Raw genomic sequence first — 486 nt, forward strand, 5'->3', positions numbered from 1 at the left:
GGCTCACTGACGCCGCCATCGTTATCGGTGGCGGTGTAGCTGAAGGTAACGTCGCGGCTTTCGCCCGCGGCGAGACCGTCGAAGTCGGTGCCGGGGGTGAAGGTGTAGCTGCCGTCGCTATTAAAGCTGAGGCTGCCGTTGCCGGTGCCGACATCCGTCGCCAGGTCATAACCGGCGATGGTGCCATCGACGTCACTCGCCGCCGGGACCTGGCCGGTCAGCAGCGTGTTCTCTTCCGTCGTGGCCGCGGCCGCCTGAGCGACCGGCGCGTCGTTGGTGCCGGTCACGGTGATGGTCACCGTCTTGGGTGCGCTGACCCCACCGTCGTTGTCGGTAGCGGTATAGCTGAAGGTGACGTCGCGGCTCTCGCCGGCAGCCAGACCGTCGAAGTCGGCACCCGGCGTGAAGGTGTAGGAGCCGTCGGCATTGAACTTCAGGCTGCCATTGCCAGTGACGACATCCGTTGCCAGGTCGTAACCGGCGATC

The 486-nt window shown here is 65.8% G+C and carries 1 protein-coding gene; it reads right to left on the bottom strand.

Annotated features, from left to right (window positions below; translation table 11 throughout):
* Positions 1–486 (bottom strand): Ig-like domain-containing protein (locus BTW07_RS19770; RefSeq protein WP_167369319.1); only part of this gene is annotated, 486 nt, incomplete at both ends.

Origin of the sequence: Salinicola socius (genome assembly GCF_001937195.1) — a bacterium.
GTDB classification, from domain to species: domain Bacteria; phylum Pseudomonadota; class Gammaproteobacteria; order Pseudomonadales; family Halomonadaceae; genus Salinicola; species Salinicola socius.